Here is a 19,729-nt window from a genome sequence, read left to right on the forward strand (position 1 = left end):
TCAGAAATAAAAAATGAACCCTGATATAACTACCCTCCCCCCAAACGCCCTACTGAAAGGAAAAAAAGCCTTAGTAGTCGGTATTGCTAACGAACATTCAATTGCTTACGGTTGCGCTAAAGCGTTTCGCGAACTCGGTGCAGATCTCGCCCTGAGCTATGTCAACCAGAAATCGAAAGCCTATGTAGAACCTTTAGCGTTGGATTTAGGGGCAGAAATTCTGATGCCGCTGGACGTCAGCCAACCGGGTCAGCTCGAAGCGCTGTTTGCAGAGATAGAAAAAAAATGGGGCCGACTTGATATCCTGGTGCACTCCATCGCCTTCGCCCCCAAAGAAGACCTGCAAGGCGGATTGCTCAACTGTTCTGCCGAGGGCTTCGCGCTAGCGATGGATATCTCCTGCCATTCTTTCATCCGTATGGCAAAACTGGCAGCGCCGCTGATGACTGAAGGCGGCAGTATGTTCGCCATGAGCTACCACGGGGCCAACGAGGTGGCGCCAAATTACAATGTGATGGGCCCGGTCAAGGCGGCGCTGGAAGCATCCTGCCGCTACCTCGCTTACGAACTTGGGCGACAAGGAATCCGGGTTCATCCTATCTCGCCAGGGCCGCTGAAAACCCGTGCAGCGTCGGGCTTAAAAGACTTCGACTTGCTACTCAATGAAGCGGTACAGCGCGCGCCGCTGGGCGAACAGGTAGACATCATGGATGTCGGTTTCACCTGCGCTTTCCTGGCAACGCCCTACGCCCGTCGTCTGACCGGCAGCACCGTCTACGTCGACGGTGGCGTGAATATCATGGCGTGAGCTGGCACAACAGCAATCCCATTTATCCAACGATGTTATCCAACAAGGCATGCCCGCTGCCCAATATCCATGCGGGTTTCCGGCCTGCCTGGCCGCTAAGCCGCATGGATATTGCGCCTTGGCGCGGGTGCATATTTAGCCAGCTTGCACTAGCCATTCACTGACTATTTTGGCGGCAGCGGCGACGATATCGCTGCGGCCATTGGCGTTCTTTTTATGCTGTTTAGTGTAAATAGCCAGCACCACAGGGGCGCGATTCGGTGGCCAGATGACGGCAATATCGTGCGCCGTTCCGTAAGATCCGGTCCCGGTCTTGTCACCGCTTTGCCAGTCCGCCGGTAAGCCCGCTTTAATCCTGCTAGCGCCAGTCGTGCTGGCACGTAGCCAGGTTTGTAATTGCTCACGCTCAGCTTTTGGCAGGGCATCACCAAGGGTCAGGCGCTGCAAGCTCACTGCCATCGCCTCAGGTGTTGTGGTATCACGCAGATCACCGGGGATAGCGCTATTGAGATCGGGTTCCCAGCGATCAAGCCGAAAGCTTTGATCACCGATAGAGCGTGCAAATGCGGTCACGACGGCCGGACCACCAAGTAACTTCATCAATAAATTTGCCGCTGCATTGTCGCTAAAATTAACGGTGGCAGCACACAACTGCGCCACTGTCATACCGTCTGCCAGGTGTTGCTCTGTGACCGGAGAATAATCGAGCAAATCCTTTTCGGTGTAAGTGATAACTTGCTCCAGCAGACCAGCCGACTGTCTGCTTTTATCCAGCACGGCGGCCGCCAGCATCATTTTGAAAGTGCTGCAAAGCGGAAAACGTTCGCTCTCACGCAGCCCTATGCTCATTCCATTTGCGGTATTGATGGCGAACAGGCCTAGCCGCCCATCAAAACTTTGTTCCAACGCCCGCAATTTTTTTCGCGCTAAGCTGGACGCTGCGTCAGACGCTTGCTGAGCGCTTGCGGCATGCGCCGCAGCAAAAGGCAGCGCGGCCATCGTCAGCAAAATAGTGCGTCGGTTGAAATGATAAGAAGTCATAGAAAGTCCGCAGGAATGGATCAAGCCAGCTTTGACCGCCGCCATGGACGAAGGTTCGATAAATATATGATTGCCCGCCGTTGGCATGCGCTGCACATCAAGACAAACTACTTCCAGAAAAACAAAAAGCCCGGAAAACGGGCTTTTTAAAACTAGCAAGTCACTAACATGACAGGGCGACTAGTGTGTCACCCAAGCCTTAGTAAGCTTAGCCCTTGTTACGAAGATTTTTGCGGCGGCTCATAAAACCTAATAAGCCCAAACCTGTCAGCATCATCGCATAAGTTTCTGGCTCTGGTACTGGAGCCAATGTGCTCTTATCAAAGCTCTTAAATCCAGAGCCAGAATTAAATTGCACCTGTTGATTACCATCACAGCATCCTTCTAGACCATATACATTGAGGGTGTGATTGCCAGCCGTGATATTTGATGAGAATTGAAAGAACTGTGTCGGATTGGCGTAATTACCAGCCCACCACATATCGTTATTCTTAAATGCGACTTCTTTTCCATCCAAAAACACCGCACCACCCTTGCCGAAATCTACACCAGCACGAAACGTCCAATTACCAATTTCGCCAGCAGTCACACCAAAGGTCACGGTCGATTTAAAAGCGATGTTTTGGTTAGAGCCAAACAATCCTTGATTCGATAGTGCCGCATAACTATCAACGGTTTTTGCACCATAACCGGAGCTTGCGCCCATTACCGCCGCATTAACGACTGATTGATAAGCAATTGCGCTGGCTTGCGCAGTTGCGTTTGAAAATCCAGTTTCGATGATGATGTTACTTGCGCTTGCGCTAGCAACAGCAGTAATTGCGACTGCTGCCGCCAATGATGTAATCAAACTTTTCATGTAATGGTCTGTCTCTTTGTAAGTGTAAGTAAAACTTAAGCTGAAATTTTGTTCACGAATAGTACTTGATCGCAATGCAATTTCGCAATTACAAATGCTTACAATTTCAGAAATTGATGAAGGTTTCACAAAGCTTTACATTTCCTATTTCAAATAAATTCTGGTGGGCAATTTATTCGTGTAAGTCTCAGAACAGCTTATATAAATGGCACTCCATACAGCCAGCTAGGGTAAAAAACTACGAGGGGTCGCCAGGCAGATTGATGAGAGATGAATGTTCTTAATAGGGTCTGAAATGCTGTTTTGTTTCAAAATTAAAAGCATGACATTTAACATAGTTTTTATTGACATATTATCTTGAGTAAGTGACATTGTTATTTCAATAAATTTTGTAGGGAAAAAGCATGTCTGACATTAACATTGAGTTACTCATTAATACTTATTTAGTACCATTTGGGCTAAAAATTCTGATGGCAATCGCGGTCTGGATCATCGGCGGCATGCTCATCAATATGATCGCCAAATTGTCGCGCAAGGCGATGAGCATACAAAAAATTGAGCCCACTTTAGCCCAGTATGGCGAATCCACCGTAAGGGTCGCACTGCGCATTGCTTTGGTGATGGTGATACTGGAAGTGTGCGGAATACAAACGACCTCGTTCGCAGCCTTGATTGCAGCCGGTGGCGTGGCCATTGGTATGGCCTGGTCGGGCTTACTATCGAACTTTGCGGCCGGAATTTTTTTGGTGATTTTGCGCCCGTTTAAAGTCGGTGACGCCATTTGCGCAGCCGGCCAAACCGGCGCGGTCGCTGAGATAGGCTTGTTTTCGACTACCCTCACTACCGGTGACAATGTCTGCGTGCATGTCGGTAACGGTAAATTATTCTCCGACAACATCATCAACTACACCACCAATCCTTATCGTCGCGTCGATCTGAAATGCCAGATCGCCAACGGGGTGAATCCGCAAGAAGCGATTGCGCGTTTAAAAATTCATGTCGCCAAAATCGCAAATCTCTCCAAGGCTGCGGAACCATGTATAGAAATACTGGAATTCAATGCTTCAGGTATCGTGATAGCGGTGCGTCCTTTCTGCAATAACAATGATTATTGGCAGGTGTTCTTCGACACCAATAAAGCCATCGCTGATACCTGCGCGGAAGCTGGCTGGCCAGTACCGGCACCGCATCAGATTGAGTTTCACAAGGATTAAGCGCAAGCTATATCAATAAAAAAGCGGGTGGTGCTTGCGCACTACCCGCTTTTTTCATGCACAGAACCGATTACTCGTAATCAGCCACTGGTGCGCAAGAACAGAACAGATTGCGGTCACCATAGACGTTATCCGCACGGCCGACCGGCGCCCAGTATTTCTGCTTACGCAAAGACGCCACCGGATATGCTGCTACCTGACGGCTGTACTTATGCGTCCACTCATCGGAGACCATGACCTCGGCAGTATGCGGAGCGTGCTTGAGTGGATTATCATCGTGATCAAATTCACCGGAAGCGACTTTGGCGATTTCTTCACGGATAGCGATCATGGCATCGATGAATCTATCCAACTCAGCTTGTGATTCGCTTTCTGTCGGTTCTATCATCAAAGTACCAGGAACCGGGAAGCTCATGGTTGGTGCATGAAAACCGAAATCGATCAGGCGCTTGGCGACGTCTTCATTGCTGATACCAGTGGCATCAGTCAGTGGGCGCAGATCCAAAATACACTCATGCGCGACCAGGCCGTCATGACCCGAGTACAGCACAGGATAGTGCGGAGCCAGGCGTCTGGCGATATAGTTAGCCGCCAAAATGGCCGTCTCGGTCGCCGCTTTCAAGCCCTCTGCACCCATCATGGCGATATACATCCATGAGATAGGCAAAATGCTGGCAGAACCGAATGGTGCTGCGCTGACGGCGCTGATACCATTTTCGCCGCGCTGGTAACCAGTCGACTTTTGATTTGGTAAAAACTGTGCCAGATGTGCACCAACTGCCACCGGACCAACACCCGGACCGCCACCACCGTGAGGGATGCAGAAAGTCTTGTGCAAGTTTAAGTGACTGACGTCACCGCCGAAACTACCAGGCGCTGCCACACCGACCAGCGCGTTCATATTGGCACCATCGACATACACTTGACCACCGTGCTTGTGTACGATCTCGCACAGCTGCTGAATGCCGACTTCAAATACACCGTGGGTAGATGGATAAGTGACCATGCAAGCGGCTAAATTGGCGCTGTGCTTTTCTGCTTTAGCCAGCAAGTCGATCAGATCTACGTTACCGTTACCGTCACACGCGACCACCACCACATCCATGCCAACCATGCTGGCCGATGCCGGATTAGTACCGTGCGCAGAGGATGGGATCAGGCAGATATTGCGATGCGCTTCGCCACGTGAGGCATGGTAAGCCTGAATCACCAGCAGACCTGCGTATTCGCCTTGGGAACCGGCATTTGGTTGCAGGGAAACGGCAGCGTAACCGGTCGCGGCACATAACATGGCTTCCAGTTGATCGATCATTTCGCGATAGCCGACGGTCTGGTCGTTCGGCGCGAACGGATGGATACTGGAGAACTCAGGCCAGGTCACAGGGATCATCTCGCTGGTGGCGTTGAGTTTCATGGTGCATGAACCGAGCGGTATCATGGTGCGATCCAAGGCCAGATCTTTGTCTGCCAAACTACGCAGATAGCGCAGCATTTCGTGCTCTGCGTGGTAGCGATTGAAAGTTGGGTGCGTCAGGAAAGTACTGGTACGCAATACGGCCACAGGCAAGGCAGTGCTGGCAGCCGCTTCCACCGCCGCATTGATCGCATTGAAATCCGGACTAGCCTTACCAGCAGCGAAAATCGCCCACAGTGTGGCGACATCTTCACGGGTAATAGTTTCATCGAGAGACACGCCAACTTGGCCTGCGCTGATCTGACGCAGATTGATGCCGGCGGCAACCGCGGCAGCATGTACCGCTGCGGCATCAGCCACATTCACCGTCAAGGTATCAAAATAGGTCGCATTGGCGATCTGACAGCCGAGCTGGTTCAGGCCAGTTGCCAGAATTGCAGTGTAACGGTGCACGCGCTGGGCGATCTGACGCAAACCTGCAGGGCCATGATAAACCGCATACATGGAAGCCATGACGGCCAGCAAAACTTGGGCGGTGCAGATATTCGAGGTCGCTTTTTCGCGGCGGATATGCTGTTCGCGTGTTTGCAAGGCCAGACGGTAAGCTTGATTGCCTTGTGCATCAATCGTGATACCAACCAAACGGCCTGGCATATTGCGCTTGAAGGCATCGCGGGTAGACATGTAACCAGCGTGCGGGCCACCAAAACCAAGCGGTACACCAAAACGCTGGCTGTTACCAACGACAACGTCTGCGCCCCACTCGCCCGGTGGCGTAATCAAAGTGAGCGCCAGCAAATCAGCGGCGGCAATCACCATCGCGCCTTTAGCGTGCATCGCGGCAGCATATTCGCGGTAGTCACGGATGTCACCATTCACGCCCGGGTATTGCAACAGCGCGCCGAAACATTCATTCTCCAGCGCATCCTGGCCGTTACAGGTACGAACCTCGATACCCAGCGGCTTGGCGCGAGTTTCAATAATTTCGCGCGTTTGCGGCAAGACATCGGCGGCGACATAAAACACTTTAGAGTTGGACTTGCCGACACGCATAATCAGCGTCATCGCTTCTGCAGCAGCAGTGCCTTCATCGAGCATGGATGCGTTTGCGATGTCCATGCCTGTCATGTCGGTGATCATTTGCTGGAAGTTCAAAATCGCTTCCAGACGGCCTTGAGAAATCTCTGGCTGATAAGGCGTGTACGCCGTGTACCAGGCTGGATTTTCAAAAATATTGCGCAGGATCACGCCTGGCGTCAAGGCATTCGAATACCCCTGACCTATCAGCGATTTAAGCACGCGGTTTTTACCGGCCAGTGCTTTCAATTCTGTAAGAGCGGCTTGCTCTGATTTTGCTTCGGTAAACGAGCCTAATGGCAGTACGTCGTGGCGGCGGATATTGGCAGGAACAATCGCGTCTATCAATGCCTTGCGGCTTGCATAACCCAGCGTCGCCAGCATCGCTGCTTGCTCTGATTCTGAAGGGCCGATATGACGGGCGATAAAAGCATCTTGTGCTTCAAGTTGGGACAAGCTGGGCTGGGTCATGATATAGGAAGAGAATAGGAGACGAATAGAGATAATTCTGGCAAAGCCAGAGCTATAACAGCGCAGGCCGTACGGCTTGCGCTGTGGTCAAAGCGAAATTAACCGATGTTTTTTTCGTAGTCTGCTGCGCTCATCAAAGCGTCAACATCAGCGATGTTAGCTGGCTTCATCTTGAACAACCATGCGCTGAACGCATCGGCGTTGATCGATTCTGGTGCATCGACAACCGCGTCATTGACCGCGACCACTTCGCCTGTTACTGGCGCGTAAATATCGCCGGCCGCCTTAACGGACTCGATCACGGCGCAGTCTTTTCCTGCATTCAAAGCCTGACCAACTTTTGGCAAGTCAACAAATACGATATCGCCCAAAGCGTCTTGTGCGAAGGCAGTAATACCGACCGCGATCGTGCCGTCAGCTTCTACGCGTACCCATTCGTGGGAGGAAGTGTATTTCAGTTCTGCTGGGATGCTCATATTGGACTCCAAAAATAAAAGATTAAATTGAATTAGGTGTTAATTTCAAATACAGACGATTTTCAAATACAGATTCAAGCGACTAAGATTTTACCGTTACGCACAAACGGCAACTTCACTACCGTGGCAGCTAAGTGTTTGTCACGAATCACGACCTGAACGCTATCGCCTATCGTTACGCCCATAGGCAAGCGCGCCAAGGCAATCGCTTGCTGCATCGTCGGGCTAAACGTACCGCTGGTAATTTCGCCCTCGCCTTGAGCGCAGATCACTTTTTGATGTGCGCGCAAGATGCCGCCTTTTTCACGCAAGATCAAACCCATAAATTGTGCGCTCTGACCTTGTGCCTGCAATGCCGCTTTACCGACGAAATCACGCTCACTGACCAGATCGATAGTCCATGCCAGACCGGCGTTGAGCGGGTTAACGCTTTCATCCATGTCCTGGCCGTACAGATTCATACCAGCTTCCAGACGCAGGGTATCGCGCGCGCCCAAACCGGCAGGCTTGACGCCGACAGCGATCAAAGCATCCCACAGGGCATGTACCTTATCGGCAGCTACTGCGATCTCGAAACCGTCTTCACCGGTGTAACCAGTGCGCGCCACCATGACTTCACCGAAAGAAGTTTGGTCAACGATAACGGCATTAAATGGCTTGATTTCTGCACTGGCTGCTTGCGTTTCCGGCAAAACTTCCCATGCTTTGGCACGGGCGTTCGGGCCTTGCACTGCAATCAGGGCAAACGCGTTGTCGCCATCACGGCGCTGGGTCACTGTCAGTCCGGCATTGGTCGCCGCATTGTGGGCATTGATCCATGCCACGTCTTTTTCTGCGGTACCGGCATTGACCACCAGACGGAACCAGTTTTCATTGAAGAAATAGATAATCAGATCGTCGATCACCGTGCCTTCAGGTTTGAGCATGCAGGAATACAATGCTTTACCCGAGACTTGCAATTTATCGACGTTATTGGCAACCAGGCCGCGCAAGAAGCCGCGTACATTTTCACCGCGCAAATCAACTACGCACATATGCGAGACATCAAACATGCCGCAATCGCTGCGCACTGCATGATGTTCTTCGATTTGTGAACCGTAATTAACCGGCATATCCCAGCCACCAAAATCTACCATCTTGGCACCAGCGGCACGATGTGCGGCGTTTAGGGGAGTTACTTTAAGAGCTTGCGTCATGAGAGCCTCATTACCAGATTAAAAGGGACGAAAAAATACACGCAAGCCATGCAAAGCTAAGCTTTACATCCTTGCATGCGATAAATCGCAGACCCCTCTGTCCTGATACCTGAGAGATTACGGAGCAAAACACGCTCCGTGCGCACCTTCGGTGGATAGTTCGACACATTGTTGGTCGCTACCGCTCTCCAGAGTTTGGGGCATGAATACCCCCTTAATCGGTCCTTTTGCCTGAGAGTTTGTCGGGTGTTAGCCCCTTCGGCGGCAACTTTGCAGCTGCGCTCTCCCGATTAAGTAGCGCGATTATATAGCGCAAGCGTTCAATTGGGAACTTAGTCCAGCTATTTTTGCCACTTATTACCACTATTTAATAGGGAACTTCTAAAAACCCATAATCGTGCGCATCGCGGCGTCGATTGTTCAATGCGATCCTCGCAATACCGACGTATTGCTCCGGTTCGCGCCTTGCGCTGCATCCCGATTAGTGGTTTTTTAGAAGTTCCCAATACGACTTTGTTTGGGATACGGTGTAAATTACACCCTTTCAAGCTTGATGATCGCCACGCCAACCATGCCACCTGACTACACCATTCGCCTCGCGCTCGCCAGTGACGCCAGCAATATCGCAGCCTTAGGCATGCAGGTCTGGCTACATACCTACGCAAAGGAAGGAATCAGGCAAGAAATCTCCGACTTCGTCTTTGCCAGTTTCTCACCGGCATCGATAAGCGAACTCATCGCAGATTCCACGAAATTTGTGCTGCTTGTACAACACCGTGAGCATTTACTTGCGTATGCGGTGGTAAAACGTGGATCCCCCTGCCCGACTAGTCCGGAGCTAAGCATAGAATTAGAAACCCTCTACGTGCAAGCCCATTTCGCTGGACTAGGCTTAGGTCCGGCTTTATTACTGGCATGCAAAGAACACCTAGAAGCGCTTGGTGGCGTAGCTCAGTTCTGGCTCTCGACCTGTCACAGAAACACTGCGGCGATCAATTTCTATCTCAAACAGAATTTTCAGCGCCAGGGTTCCAGCTATTTTCAATTGGGTGAAGAACAACACGAAAATTTTATATTTATTAGCCCGCCGCCGTGATCAGGCAAAATTTGAGGTAGCGCTGGGATTTACAACAAATATGGCTATTTTGGGGATTATTTTTCCTCATATAGCCACATTTACTGACAGTTTCGAGATAAGCATCTACAACAAGCTCGAGCTTTAGACCTAAAAGTAGCAGCGTGTTACCATGTGTAACTCAATTTGATCCGTCTTAAATTTCTCTATTTCTCTCCATACATGTTATTCAAACGAGCCAAACCGACTAGCCCGGCGACAGAGACTTTTCCTTTAACGGATACCTTGATCGATTTTGATGACACCATCGCAAAAACACCCGATCATCAAAGACGCAAACACGAATTGAGCCGCGCTCCGGCCAAGCGCAGCATTGCAGAAAAATGGATGATCGCGTTCTCGCTGACAGGTTTGCATTTACTTGCGACTATTACTTTTTATCAACTCGACTTAATAAAATTATCCACTGTTTACGCTTTGCTTGGCATGTTGGCGTTGATGATCCTGCTGTTTTTTCTGGTTTTTCAGTTCAAACTCAACCTGCATTTCCGCGAAAGACGGATGAAGTTGCCCATAGTCAGCGTGGCTTTTATCTCCATGCTGGTGGTTTTCTATCTCGACCCTGCCACTCAGATTATTTTTACGCCATTCGCGTTTATCGCGATTGCCTATGGCATGTATAGAATATCCACCGCAAACTTAATGTTTTTGGTGATAGGCGTGCTGTTGGCGCAAGCCCTGATCATAGGCTTGCACTACCAACAAGGACATAACCTAGCCCTGCTCAGGCTAGAGGCCATGCACTTCATCGCCCTGCTCTTGTCTTTGCCCACTTTTATTTTTTTGATCGGCAAAGTCCAGCATTTACATAGAGTGCTGAACAAGGCCAGCCGCAAGATCAAATACATACAGGCCGATGCTAAACGCGACGTCTTGATTGATTGCTTTAACCGTCGCTACATGGTGGCGGCCTTAGAAGAGCATAAGCTATTGTCCGATGAGAATGGCACGCCCCTATGTCTGGCGGTGATCGATCTGGACCATTTCAAGCGTATCAATGATGAAGTTGGTCATTTGGGTGGCGATGAGGTGCTCAGGACTTTTGCCAAGGTAGCGCAAGAGAATGTGCGCGCATCGGACATCTTTGGGCGCTACGGCGGCGAAGAATTTCTATTGATTTTCCCTGATACCTCTTTACTGCCAGCGCTCAATACCTCGGAAAGAATTCGTGCCCAAATCGAGCATTTCCCCTGGCAAGGCGCTTTGCAACAGCGAGTTTCAGTGTCGATAGGTGTGACTCAATACATACCGGGCGAATCGGTACTTGAGCTATTCTCGCGCACCGACACGGCCATGTACATGGCCAAGCAAGGCGGTCGCAATCAAGTGGTGGTGGAAGAGCCGGTTGCAGCGCCAATTGCAGCAGTAACGCCGAGCGCGTAAGGCTGGCAACGATTGCGCAGTATCCATGCGCCCCGCAGCCCGATTTGGCTTGCCAAGGCGCATGGATACTGCGCAATCCCTTTTTGATTTGCTATCCAGACCCTGCTGAACTGCTGCATCCCCTATGTTAAACTTGCGCCCCTCGGCCCCTCTGCCCGGCATGCGTCTCTGCTGGTAAGCGCCTCATAGGATATTTATCGTGACTTTAGCTACCGAAATCAATCAACTTTTCCCTCAGCCTTTATGGCAATGGTTTGAACAAATTTGTGCCATTCCCCATCCTTCCGGACATGAGCAAGCGCTGAGCCTGCATATCCAAACTTGGGCTAAACAACGCGACCTGACGGTGATCGTCGACCAGGTTGGCAACCTCATCATCCGCAAACCTGCCACGGCCGGCATGCAAGACAGAAAAATCGTGGCCTTGCAGGCGCATCTGGATATGGTGCCGCAGAAGAACGCTGATACGGTTCATGATTTTGTAACTGATCCGATACGACCGTGGATAGATGGCGACTGGGTCAAGGCGACCGGTACCACCTTGGGTGCTGACAATGGCATAGGCATGGCCTCGGCCTTGGCGATCCTCGGTTCTGACGAGATCAAGCACGGCCCGCTGGAAGTTTTATTGACGGTCGATGAAGAAGCCGGCATGACCGGTGCTTTTGGCCTGGAAGGCGGCATGCTGGAGGCCGAAATCCTGATCAACACAGATTCCGAACAAGAAGGCGAAATCTACATGGGCTGCGCTGGCGGTGTCGATGCCGAGATCAGCTTGCCGCTGCAATGGCAGACAGCCAAGCCGGCAGATCTGGCTTTCACTCTGAGTATTGCTGGCTTAAAGGGCGGTCATTCCGGGGTGAATATCCATCTGGGACGCGCCAATGCAAATAAATTGCTGGCTCGTTTTCTGGCAGGACACGCGGCACCATTAGGCTTGGCCTTGAGTGATTTTAACGGCGGCTCGCTGCGCAATGCCATCCCGCGTGAGGCGCAATGCAGCTTTACTTTGCCTCCCGAACAAGCCACCGCGCTGCAACTGGCGGTAACCCAATATCAGGCAATTTTGCAAGCCGAGCTAAGTTCGGCCGAACCCGCACTGAGCCTCACGCTCACGAGCGCAGCCGTGCCCGCCAACAGTTTGCAGGCGGCCAGCCAAACCACCCTGATTAATTTACTCAATAGCTGCCCGAATGGCGTGATACGCATGAGTGACGAAATCGCTGGCGTCACCGAAAGCTCTTTAAATCTGGGTGTGATTCGCACTCAGGCCGACAACCTGAGCATCATTTGCATGCTGCGTTCGCTGATTGACAGCGGTCGTCAAAATATCGAGAGTCAGCTGCAATCACTGTGCGATCTGGCCGGTGCGCAACTGGTCTTATCTGGCTGCTATCCGGGCTGGAAGCCAGACACCAGTTCCGCCGTGATGGCGATAGTGAATGACACTTACGAAAGTATTTATCAGCGCAAACCAGAGATCATGGTGATCCACGCCGGTCTGGAATGCGGCCTGTTCAAGCAGCATTATCCGAATCTGGATATGGTCTCGATAGGCCCGACCATACGTTATCCACATGGTCCTGACGAGATGGTCAACATTACCACGGTGGGGCAATACTGGACCTTGTTATTGGCGGTGCTGGAACGGATACCGGCCAAAAGTAATCATTAAGCCTAGATAGGTTATGTATAATTAGGCAATTTTTAATTTGATGCAAAAGCGCGCTCAACATGACACGCTTTTGCAATTGCCTCTTCATTTACCCTGGAAACACCGCAGTAAAACGGCCGTCCACTATGTATAAATTTTCGCCACAAAATCGACTCCCCCTATTTGTTATCGGCGCTCTCGCCTTGCTGGTGCTAGCCTCGGTGCAGGCAGAGGTGTATAAATGGGTAGATACCAGCGGCAAAACCCATTACACAGAAAACCGGGATGAGGCGGGCAAGGGCAAGGCCGAGCAGGTAAAAATCCAGACTCAGCCTAGCGAGCTAAGAGCAGCGGTTGCTCGCAGTTGGCAAGATCAGGAACAGGAATCTAAACAAAGGCTGGCGCAACAGCAGATGGCGCAGCCTAGTCGCTCGGCACCGCCTAGCAACAGCCAGTCCTCTTGGGCTCCCCAGAATACGGGGGGCGCGCCAGAAACCGATGCTTCACGATGCGCGCGCGCGCAAAATGATAACAAGATCATTAACTCTGGAACGGGGATTCACAGAGGTGGTGCAAAGATAGATGCAAATGATAGAGAGGTCGCCGCACGCGACATCAGGAGCTTCTGCCGTTAATCACACAATGTAATTAGAAACCCCTATGCGCAATCTGCATGCGGCTCGCAGCCCACAATCGGCCTGCAAGCCGCATACAGATTGCGCCTTTGATTTCGGGAACTTCTAAAAACCCTCTACTTGGGCGCATCGCGGCGTCGATAAACCTATCCGACCTTCGCAATACCGACGTATTGCTTAGCTTTGCGCCTTGCGCTGCATCCCGATAAAGTTTTTTTTAGAAGTTCTCTTTCTCTAACAGCTAGACCCGCTGTTTTTCGCCCACGCTGCATCGCGAATTGGTATTCGGTTGCGCTTCTGGCGTACAATCGCGCCCTTCTTCCTGCTTTTTGATTTTAGAGTGAACATGAAATTATTTTTTAGATTGTTGCGTGCGGTATTGGGTCCTGTGTTATTGCTCAAAGAGCGCCTGACTCATCCTAGCGGCATTAAGCGCGTGTATGCGGAGCAAGGGAGGGTTGATCTGCTGTGCCGGCAATTAGCACTATATCAGTTTAAAACTTGTCCGTTTTGCATCAAAGTGCGCCAGGAAATGCGCCGCTTGTCCCTAAAAATCGAATTACGCGATGCCCAGCACAATACAGAAAATCGCGACGCTTTACTGGCTCAGGGCGGCAGCGCCAAAGTGCCTTGCCTGCGCATTACAGCTGCCGATGGCAGCGTCACCTGGATGTATGAATCTAAGGACATCATTGCCTATTTACGCCAGCAATTCGGACGAAAATAAATCAAAATTATAAAAATACCTGAGCCCGCTGCTTGGTACCTGACAGTCGGGCTCAGCTAGAGATATCCTCAACTATCCTCAAGCAAAGCGCCAAGGCCTATGGTTTGCGCACTGCGCAGCATTCCGATTTAGTCGTTTTTAGAAGTTTCGCGTTAAAGCGATACGCGGGTGCTTTGCAGCTGCACCATCAAATCACCCAATTGTTGGCGCGAGATCGGTTTCTCCAAAGTGGCTCGCACTTTCAAGCCCTGCACTCTGGCCAGTTTCTCGGCTAACTTAAGTGCCGACGCCTTGTAATTACTTAGCGCCCAGTCCCCTGTGGCAGGTGCTTGATGATCATAACTAGACATAATCACGACCTCACCCTGAAAGCGCTTATTGGCGATTCTACTCAAAAATTCAAAACCATCCATACCTGGCATGCACAGATCGCACAGTAGCAAATCAGGTTTAGGGTCGGCACTTTTAAAAATCTCTAAAGCCTGGGTGCCAGAATGGGCGGTAAGTATCTGCTCCACCCCCAAGTCGCTGAGCATATCCAGCAGCAGCTCACAATGAAAGACATCATCGTCTATCAATAAAATAGACGGCGCGGCTGACTCAGAGCTGGACTGAAGCGAATTGACGGGATTCGACATGTGCTACCTCAGGTGAAGAGACATAGTCAGCAAAGTATAAACAAAATTTTCCTGGCGGACAGCGCAAACTTTCTGATATATGAAAATATCGTGATTTAAAAATTTCCATCAAGGAACATGCAATCTGGCTGCGCCCTGCAGCATGATTTAGGCCTGAAAGGCGCATGGATATTGCGCCTGCCGAACTACTAAAACCACATTATCAGCGCGTGAGGCATGCAACTTATGTATCATGGCAAGGTCTGAGTCTGAACCTTCTCTACAGCCAGCGCTTTTGCTGCATCAGCGCGGCGTACACCATGCACACTAAAAATTTTAATCCCGTCTTTAATTCTTACCTGATTTACATAGGGGTGGCGCTGGCCTCGGCCGGGGTCGCTTTATACACGCCGCTGATCGTATCCGAAACCGGTAAAAACTTTTCCGGTACCTGGGCTGCGGCGATTTTATTCGGGCTCAATCTGGGACGCGTGCTTGGCTCGTATCTGGGCGGGCGTTACCCGCGTCTGGCAAATCACCCGTTGGCGGTGTCCGGGAATATCTTGCTGGAAGGCATAGCGCTGTATTGCATGGCCTATCTGCAGCAAGCCTGGGCGCTAGCCTTGTTTGCGTTGCTGGCCGGCTTGGGCAGCGGCCTGTCTTTTCCCGGGCTGAAAAACTATCTGCTCAAACTTAAGGATCTGGATCAGGGCTCGCTATTTAGCCGTCTGGCGTTTGCGATACGGATGGGCTTGGTGAGCGGCTATCTGGTGGCGGCCTGGGCGCCGATTCATAGTCTTAAGCTGGTGTTTCTGTTTGTCTTGCTGAGTTTTATCGCCTATGCCATTTTTATGCTGTATGCGATGCGCGACATCAGCCGCCACGAAGCGCTGCAATTGAGCCGCGCCAGCGCCAGCAAGGCTAAGGAATTAAGCAGCAGCAACGAACCACTGCATCTGGCATCGGATAATCTGCCTGCCTCGAAACTGCCACTGATGTTTCATTTGTCGAATGCCGTATTTTGGTGTTTTGCGATCCAGCCTATGATAGGTTTCAGTTTGCATATTCCTAAATTCACCCCCGAAATCCCGGTCTCGACACCGTTCTGGCTGGCCGCTCTAGTCATCATTTTTTTCCAGATTCCGGTCTCGAAACGGGCGGTGCGCACGCGTGATCATTTTCGTTTTTTAAGGATAGGCTATGGCTGCCTATTTCTGAGTTTTGCCTTGATGGTGGTGGCTGGCCAATCGGCGGCAGCAGTGATCGCCTCGGCCATTTTATTATCCTTCGGCCAGGTTTTTTACGGCCCCTCGTTTGATGTGGTGATCGCGCGTTTTTCCGCTAACTCGTCGGAACAGACTGGCAAACTGATGTCGCAGCAAATGCTGTATCAAAGCATGGGCACCATGTTTGGCAGTCTGATCGGCGGGGTCTTATTCGATCTGGCGCAACGTCTGCACCTGCCTAGTCTGAATTGGCTGTTACTGGCATTAGGTAGTTTGTGGATGATGGTACTGAGCAAACACAAAATTCCGGATCTATATCGTAGTGCAAAATTAAGTAGCGCAAAGCTAAGCACGGCCAGCGCCAGCTCCAATCTTTAAAAAGTAAACCATGTCGCCAGCACTCCATCCTGTTTTAGCCAAACTGCCTGCGCCGCATTGCCACTTCAATAGCGACAATTCGGCCGCAGCGCATCCCATTTTGGCCTGCAAGGCGCATGTAGATTGCGCCTCTGGATTTGTCAACGTCTAAGAACCCTTTAAGAAAACTGCGCTTAGAACAAAAAAGCCCGCAACTTTCGGCTGCGGGCTTGAGTAAGCCTAGTTAAGCCCAGTTAAGCCTAACAGTTTTACCAACGAAATCCGACTTTGGCGCTGAAGGTATTGCTGTCACCGGTGCGATCAAATTCGCCAGCGATATTGACTAAACCGAGATTGGTATTGAGACCGGCAAATACCTTATTCATAGAAGGCGAGACTCTGTGCAATGTGCCTGCGCTTGGCGTGGCCTTACCCCAGACTCGACCCAGCCCAGCGTAGGGCGTAAATACCAAAAATCCTTTAGAAATTGTCAGCTCTAAACTCCTGGTATCTTGCTCGAGTTGAGTCACGCCCGACAAACGGGTCGCGGCAGCACGGACCGACACCGCAGGCTCAGCAATACCGCCCGCCAAAATCGCGTAACGCGCTTCTACACCGAGGATTTTCATATCCGAATCAGGTGTCGCAGCCAGAAACCCACCAATATCAAAATTCATAGGCAGACCCTTGTGCAAATGTATCTTAGGCATCGCCAGTGAAGAAATATTCGCGCCGGCTTTTCTCCAAACTGCGGAATTGCTCAGCTTGGTCACCGACAATTCTGCGCCCAGATCAAAACCAATCAAACCCAAAGGTGCGCCAGGCGCGACAGCCTTGTAGCTGATGGCAGAACTCATGTCATTGGCCAGACTAGCGAATTCAGCTTGGTTCAGTTTTTGTAATTGATCAATATTATTTGCCGCAATGACAGGGGCGCTAAACAGGGCCGAGGCAGTAAAAGTAGCAGCGGCACAAAGGCGTAGGGAACTATGTTTAATCAAAATAAGACTCTAAGTAAGTTAAAAGAAAAGGAGAAAAACGCCAATACAAACTTTGGGCAGGATATAGACACTTGCGCGCAGACTCAATGTTTACTTCAGCGACTTCGCCTTAGGCTTACAAAAAAGCTCGTTTATTCGAAAACGGAGCTAGCTTAAAGCAGCAAAAAATTAAGCCGTGGTATTGATGTAAAGCCCGGTCAACTGGCCAACTTCATTGACCCTAGGCGGCGCGGCTGGTGCGCTGACTAGCGCGCTCTTGGCAACCCCAATACTGCTTGACGGCTCAAGCGCCTCCAGCTGATTCGAGGCTGCGCGTTTAAGTTGGTAAGCCTTGGCTTCTTGCTCAGTCTGCAAAGCTAAACTCTCAGCCTTACTCGGCACAGGCTTGCAGTTATAACAAATGGTATTACTCGGAAACGCGAGAGAAGAAATGCTCATAATAGTACTTTCGCAAAAATATTGAACTCTGGCAAAACTGCCGGGCTGACTATCAAGCTTTAGTCTGAGTGAGATTACGATTGCTTACAGAAATTGAAAAAGAAATGATTTACACTGAACGCTACAAAAACTGAGTGCGGACGCCGTTTTTTAGCAGCGAGGTTGGCGACTTAGTCTAATTTTCAGAAGGAATTTCTCGTGTCTTATTTTAAATACCATGCAGTTTTCGCCTTAACTCTGACGCTAGTTGCATGCGGTGGTGGCAGTGAATCCAGCTCGACGGCCCCAGTGACACCACCGGTCACACCGGTCGTTCCTCCAGTAATCACACCTAGCGTGCCTGGAGCAGCACTGGAAGCGGCAAAGACGTGTAATTTACCCAATTTCCAGCAAGAATTAATGACTTTGATCAATCAGGCCAGAGCCACTAGCCGCCTGTGCGGCAGTACCTCTTATCCGGCAGCGCCAGCATTAGTCTGGAATAGCAAATTATTTGATGCCGCAGCGGGGCATTCTGCCGATATGGCAAATAAGAATTATTTTTCACACACTAGCCAGGATGGCCGTAGCTTTGGCCAACGCCTGGCAGCGGCTGGCTATACCGGTTCTAGCATCGCAGAAAATATTGCGGCCGGCCAAGCCACACTCGCCTCGGCCATGGATGGCTGGATCGCCAGCGAAGGACATTGCCGCAACATCATGAGCGCTAGCTATACCGAAGTGGGCTTAGCATGCGTGAGCTCTAGCACGGCGAGCTATCGCACGTATTGGACTATGGATCTGGGTCATCCTTAAAGCTGCTAAAGTATCCACTAAGGCTATGTAAACATTGCCAGTTAATACGCATTAACTGGCATTTTTTTTCGTTCCAGATTGTCGAACAGTGATTAGATCATCGCAGCGACAAAGAAAAAAGCGAGGCATTCGAAACTTTCACCCCGCCAACTGGTATCAACAGACCTCCCATACAAGCAGGAATAGACTTTAATCGATAACATTCACTTCATCGCTGACAAAGAGCGACAGAATTAACTTAAGTTCTTGTTTCCAAATGGAAATAATATTTTTTTAAAAGACATACTCCCCTGCGGAAATTCTTTATGTCGACATTTTTTACACTCGACTTAAAAAGTGGACTCTATTCTCTAGAAATTTTCATGTCATCCAGAGTTTACAAGGGAGAGAGGCATAAATACCATAAACGGCACATAACTTGCTTTTTCTTTCTAGGTCAGCATAGATATTATTGCTGCACTTTCGACTCAACAGGTAAACTTTATTTGGAGAAATAGAATGAAATTAAGCAAAGTATTTGCCTTCAGTGCTCTCGCAATCGCTATGAGTTCAGCATCTGCCACAAGCTGGATGATTGGTGACGATGATGGTTACGGTGCAGGTATAGCGGATAATGCAAACCACCCTTTTGCTGCGGGCTATGATGGTCGTAGTGCCGCTGAAAAAGTGGCAACCGATGGTGCTCAATACACCGACACTTACAGTACTGCCCATCCAGGCTACAGCCCACAAACTGGCACGGTTGCCACCTTTAGTTTTACCGGACTAGGCAATGGGTGGGCGCAAGGCTCTATGTGGTTCGACATGGCTGATTTCCAGGCATCGACTTTCGGTGCAACGAAAGTTAAATTTAACGGTATAGATCAGAATTGGGCGTTCAATGATGGCTACCCAACAACAAAAGTGCGTTTCTTCGATCTGCAACAAGATGTTCTCGATACAATTAATAGTACTCACGAGCTGATCATTACCATCGATAGAAATGGTTCGGGCGACTTCTATGGTTTTGACTATGCAAGATTATCAGATACATTTGCCGGCACCCAACCCATCCCAGAACCAGCATCTGTGACATTGTTGGCTTTAGGTATCGCTGGCTTAGCCGCAGCGCGCCGTCGTAAATCTGTTTAGGTTTATTTGCGCGAAAAAAAACAAGGCGGCTCCAGCCGCCTTTTCTTATTTTAAAACGACTGCTTTTGCAGTAT

20 protein-coding genes and 2 riboswitches are annotated in these 19,729 nt (G+C 50.3%); of the genes, 12 read left to right on the forward strand and 8 right to left on the reverse strand.

Annotated features, from left to right (window positions below):
• The first annotated feature begins 13 nt into the window (after positions 1-13).
• Positions 14-808, forward strand: coding sequence for an enoyl-ACP reductase FabI (fabI, locus tag EJN92_RS03315; protein ID WP_126126522.1), 795 nt, complete (start codon positions 14-16; stop codon positions 806-808).
• Between the two features lie 135 nt (positions 809-943).
• On the opposite strand, the gene bla is transcribed toward fabI, so the two are convergent.
• A complete protein-coding gene (bla, locus tag EJN92_RS03320; RefSeq protein WP_126126523.1) occupies positions 944-1,849 on the reverse strand; it encodes a class A beta-lactamase in 906 nt (301 codons plus the stop codon).
• Between the two features lie 15 nt (positions 1,850-1,864).
• Here bla and EJN92_RS21980 point away from each other — a divergent pair, with 15 nt between their 5' ends.
• On the forward strand, positions 1,865-1,999 hold the full coding sequence (locus EJN92_RS21980; RefSeq protein WP_265415598.1) for a hypothetical protein: 135 nt from the start codon (positions 1,865-1,867) through the stop codon (positions 1,997-1,999).
• A 58-nt stretch (positions 2,000-2,057) separates the two neighbouring features.
• Here EJN92_RS21980 and EJN92_RS03325 read toward each other — a convergent pair whose 3' ends face one another.
• Positions 2,058-2,837, reverse strand: a complete 780-nt coding sequence (locus EJN92_RS03325) for a CCXG family PEP-CTERM protein (protein WP_227869685.1) — start codon at positions 2,835-2,837, stop codon at positions 2,058-2,060.
• Positions 2,838-3,112: 275 nt separating this feature from the next.
• On the opposite strand from EJN92_RS03325, the gene EJN92_RS03330 reads away from it, so the two are divergent.
• On the forward strand, positions 3,113-3,922 hold the full coding sequence (locus EJN92_RS03330; protein WP_126126524.1) for a mechanosensitive ion channel family protein: 810 nt from the start codon (positions 3,113-3,115) through the stop codon (positions 3,920-3,922).
• A gap of 70 nt (positions 3,923-3,992) precedes the next feature.
• On the opposite strand, the gene gcvP is transcribed toward EJN92_RS03330, so the two are convergent.
• From gcvP to gcvT, 3 genes are all read right to left on the reverse strand, one after another.
• Positions 3,993-6,884: an aminomethyl-transferring glycine dehydrogenase gene (gene gcvP, locus EJN92_RS03335; protein ID WP_126126525.1), complete on the reverse strand. Its 2,892-nt coding sequence runs from the start codon at positions 6,882-6,884 to the stop codon at positions 3,993-3,995.
• A 98-nt stretch (positions 6,885-6,982) separates the two neighbouring features.
• The gene (gene gcvH / locus EJN92_RS03340) at positions 6,983-7,360 is read right to left on the reverse strand and encodes a glycine cleavage system protein GcvH (RefSeq protein WP_126126526.1); all 378 of its coding nucleotides are present in this window, start codon (positions 7,358-7,360) and stop codon (positions 6,983-6,985) included.
• 74 nt (positions 7,361-7,434) lie between these two features.
• Positions 7,435-8,556, reverse strand: a complete 1,122-nt coding sequence (gene gcvT, locus EJN92_RS03345) for a glycine cleavage system aminomethyltransferase GcvT (RefSeq protein WP_126126527.1) — start codon at positions 8,554-8,556, stop codon at positions 7,435-7,437.
• A gap of 87 nt (positions 8,557-8,643) precedes the next feature.
• Positions 8,644-8,758, reverse strand: a riboswitch (glycine riboswitch).
• Positions 8,759-8,765: 7 nt separating this feature from the next.
• Positions 8,766-8,855, reverse strand: a riboswitch (glycine riboswitch).
• Positions 8,856-9,109: 254 nt separating this feature from the next.
• Here gcvT and EJN92_RS03350 point away from each other — a divergent pair.
• The 5 genes from EJN92_RS03350 (at position 9,110) to EJN92_RS03370 (ending at position 14,090) form a co-directional block, all read left to right on the forward strand.
• On the forward strand, positions 9,110-9,652 hold the full coding sequence (locus tag EJN92_RS03350) for a GNAT family N-acetyltransferase (RefSeq protein ID WP_126126528.1): 543 nt from the start codon (positions 9,110-9,112) through the stop codon (positions 9,650-9,652).
• Between the two features lie 201 nt (positions 9,653-9,853).
• Positions 9,854-11,074, forward strand: coding sequence for a GGDEF domain-containing protein (locus tag EJN92_RS03355; protein WP_126126529.1), 1,221 nt, complete (start codon positions 9,854-9,856; stop codon positions 11,072-11,074).
• A 199-nt stretch (positions 11,075-11,273) separates the two neighbouring features.
• Entirely contained in the window at positions 11,274-12,749 is a 1,476-nt protein-coding gene (locus EJN92_RS03360; protein WP_126126530.1) for an aminoacyl-histidine dipeptidase, read from the forward strand.
• A 125-nt stretch (positions 12,750-12,874) separates the two neighbouring features.
• Positions 12,875-13,363: a DUF4124 domain-containing protein gene (locus EJN92_RS03365; RefSeq protein WP_157984304.1), complete on the forward strand. Its 489-nt coding sequence runs from the start codon at positions 12,875-12,877 to the stop codon at positions 13,361-13,363.
• Positions 13,364-13,709: 346 nt separating this feature from the next.
• Complete coding sequence (locus tag EJN92_RS03370) at positions 13,710-14,090, forward strand: glutathione S-transferase N-terminal domain-containing protein (RefSeq protein WP_126126532.1); 381 nt, start codon at positions 13,710-13,712, stop codon at positions 14,088-14,090.
• Between the two features lie 152 nt (positions 14,091-14,242).
• On the opposite strand, the gene EJN92_RS03375 is transcribed toward EJN92_RS03370, so the two are convergent.
• Positions 14,243-14,728 carry a response regulator gene (locus tag EJN92_RS03375; protein WP_126126533.1) on the reverse strand — a complete coding sequence of 162 codons (486 nt, stop codon included), beginning with the start codon at positions 14,726-14,728 and terminating at the stop codon, positions 14,243-14,245.
• A gap of 299 nt (positions 14,729-15,027) precedes the next feature.
• Between EJN92_RS03375 and EJN92_RS03380 the strand changes: the two genes are divergently transcribed.
• Together EJN92_RS03380 and EJN92_RS21405 are read left to right on the forward strand one after the other, a co-directional pair.
• Positions 15,028-16,311, forward strand: coding sequence for an MFS transporter (locus EJN92_RS03380; RefSeq protein WP_170174860.1), 1,284 nt, complete (start codon positions 15,028-15,030; stop codon positions 16,309-16,311).
• Between the two features lie 10 nt (positions 16,312-16,321).
• Complete coding sequence (locus EJN92_RS21405) at positions 16,322-16,462, forward strand: hypothetical protein (RefSeq protein ID WP_157984305.1); 141 nt, start codon at positions 16,322-16,324, stop codon at positions 16,460-16,462.
• 97 nt (positions 16,463-16,559) lie between these two features.
• Here EJN92_RS21405 and EJN92_RS03385 read toward each other — a convergent pair whose 3' ends face one another.
• Both EJN92_RS03385 and EJN92_RS03390 read right to left on the reverse strand, forming a co-directional pair.
• Positions 16,560-17,291: a hypothetical protein gene (locus EJN92_RS03385; protein ID WP_126126535.1), complete on the reverse strand. Its 732-nt coding sequence runs from the start codon at positions 17,289-17,291 to the stop codon at positions 16,560-16,562.
• A 168-nt stretch (positions 17,292-17,459) separates the two neighbouring features.
• Positions 17,460-17,729: a hypothetical protein gene (locus EJN92_RS03390; protein ID WP_126126536.1), complete on the reverse strand. Its 270-nt coding sequence runs from the start codon at positions 17,727-17,729 to the stop codon at positions 17,460-17,462.
• 198 nt (positions 17,730-17,927) lie between these two features.
• Here EJN92_RS03390 and EJN92_RS03395 point away from each other — a divergent pair, with 198 nt between their 5' ends.
• Together EJN92_RS03395 and EJN92_RS03400 are read left to right on the forward strand one after the other, a co-directional pair.
• A complete protein-coding gene (locus tag EJN92_RS03395; RefSeq protein ID WP_227869686.1) occupies positions 17,928-18,524 on the forward strand; it encodes a CAP domain-containing protein in 597 nt (198 codons plus the stop codon).
• 543 nt (positions 18,525-19,067) lie between these two features.
• The gene (locus EJN92_RS03400) at positions 19,068-19,655 is read left to right on the forward strand and encodes a VPLPA-CTERM sorting domain-containing protein (RefSeq protein ID WP_227869687.1); all 588 of its coding nucleotides are present in this window, start codon (positions 19,068-19,070) and stop codon (positions 19,653-19,655) included.
• Positions 19,656-19,729: the final 74 nt, after the last annotated feature.

The organism is Undibacterium parvum, from assembly GCF_003955735.1.
Classification (GTDB): Bacteria; Pseudomonadota; Gammaproteobacteria; order Burkholderiales; family Burkholderiaceae_D; genus Undibacterium; species Undibacterium parvum.

Bases quoted from the DNA above. Each gene is read 5' to 3' on its own strand.
- fabI (WP_126126522.1), top strand. From the start codon at position 14: ATGAACCCTGATATAACTACCCTCCCCCCAAACGCCCTACTGAAAGGA.
- bla (WP_126126523.1), bottom strand. From the start codon at position 1,849: ATGACTTCTTATCATTTCAACCGACGCACTATTTTGCTGACGATGGCC.
- EJN92_RS21980 (WP_265415598.1), top strand. From the start codon at position 1,865: ATGGATCAAGCCAGCTTTGACCGCCGCCATGGACGAAGGTTCGATAAA.
- EJN92_RS03330 (WP_126126524.1), top strand. From the start codon at position 3,113: ATGTCTGACATTAACATTGAGTTACTCATTAATACTTATTTAGTACCA.
- gcvP (WP_126126525.1), bottom strand. From the start codon at position 6,884: ATGACCCAGCCCAGCTTGTCCCAACTTGAAGCACAAGATGCTTTTATC.
- gcvH (WP_126126526.1), bottom strand. From the start codon at position 7,360: ATGAGCATCCCAGCAGAACTGAAATACACTTCCTCCCACGAATGGGTA.
- gcvT (WP_126126527.1), bottom strand. From the start codon at position 8,556: ATGACGCAAGCTCTTAAAGTAACTCCCCTAAACGCCGCACATCGTGCC.
- EJN92_RS03350 (WP_126126528.1), top strand. From the start codon at position 9,110: ATGATCGCCACGCCAACCATGCCACCTGACTACACCATTCGCCTCGCG.
- EJN92_RS03355 (WP_126126529.1), top strand. From the start codon at position 9,854: ATGTTATTCAAACGAGCCAAACCGACTAGCCCGGCGACAGAGACTTTT.
- EJN92_RS03365 (WP_157984304.1), top strand. From the start codon at position 12,875: ATGTATAAATTTTCGCCACAAAATCGACTCCCCCTATTTGTTATCGGC.
- EJN92_RS03370 (WP_126126532.1), top strand. From the start codon at position 13,710: ATGAAATTATTTTTTAGATTGTTGCGTGCGGTATTGGGTCCTGTGTTA.
- EJN92_RS03375 (WP_126126533.1), bottom strand. From the start codon at position 14,728: ATGTCGAATCCCGTCAATTCGCTTCAGTCCAGCTCTGAGTCAGCCGCG.
- EJN92_RS03380 (WP_170174860.1), top strand. From the start codon at position 15,028: ATGCACACTAAAAATTTTAATCCCGTCTTTAATTCTTACCTGATTTAC.
- EJN92_RS21405 (WP_157984305.1), top strand. From the start codon at position 16,322: ATGTCGCCAGCACTCCATCCTGTTTTAGCCAAACTGCCTGCGCCGCAT.
- EJN92_RS03390 (WP_126126536.1), bottom strand. From the start codon at position 17,729: ATGAGCATTTCTTCTCTCGCGTTTCCGAGTAATACCATTTGTTATAAC.
- EJN92_RS03400 (WP_227869687.1), top strand. From the start codon at position 19,068: ATGAGTTCAGCATCTGCCACAAGCTGGATGATTGGTGACGATGATGGT.